General features: G+C 39.8%; 1 protein-coding gene. It reads right to left on the bottom strand.

The features are described from left to right. Positions 1 to 149: 149 nt before the first annotated feature. Positions 150 to 512: an AAA family ATPase gene (locus tag BWI92_RS26505; RefSeq protein ID WP_217903508.1), complete on the bottom strand. Its 363-nt coding sequence runs from the start codon at positions 510 to 512 to the stop codon at positions 150 to 152. Positions 513 to 548 lie beyond the last annotated feature (36 nt).

A 548-nucleotide genomic window follows, 5' to 3' on the forward strand; every position in this document is an offset into this window, starting at 1 on the left:
CTCTGTTCGAGATGGGAAGAGGTGAACACCAGTCCTATCGGCTCCATAAAACCTGCGAGAATCGCTTCTCTATGTCTTATGTCCGTTTGACGTATATCTTTGTCACCATAAGTCAATGGAATTTCGTTGGCTCGTCCACGCTTATCGTTTCAATTAAGTAAGAGTAATTCCCCGAAAATACGACTTAGATTTCCACGATTTATTTCATCAATAATAAAGAAATGGTCGATTCCTGCATTGCGTTGCGCCATTTTACAAAACTCATAAAAGACACCATTTTTGAGCTTAAAACCACCGTCACCATCGGGTCTTAATCCTTGTATAAAATCTTCGTAGGAATACGACTGATGAAACTGCACCATCTTTATTCTTGATTCGTCTTTTGTACCAATAAGCGTATAAGCGAGCTTTTTGGCAAGGAAGGTTTTGCCGACTCCAGGAGGGCCTTGAAGGATAATATTCTTTTTATACTTGAGTGTCTCAACTATTTCGTCAAACTGCTCTGCCTCGATAAATAAGTCTGCTAAAGCATCATTCTTCTAGGAAGT

Source organism: Flectobacillus sp. BAB-3569 (genome assembly GCF_002270355.1).
GTDB classification, from domain to species: Bacteria; Bacteroidota; Bacteroidia; order Cytophagales; family Spirosomataceae; genus Flectobacillus; species Flectobacillus roseus.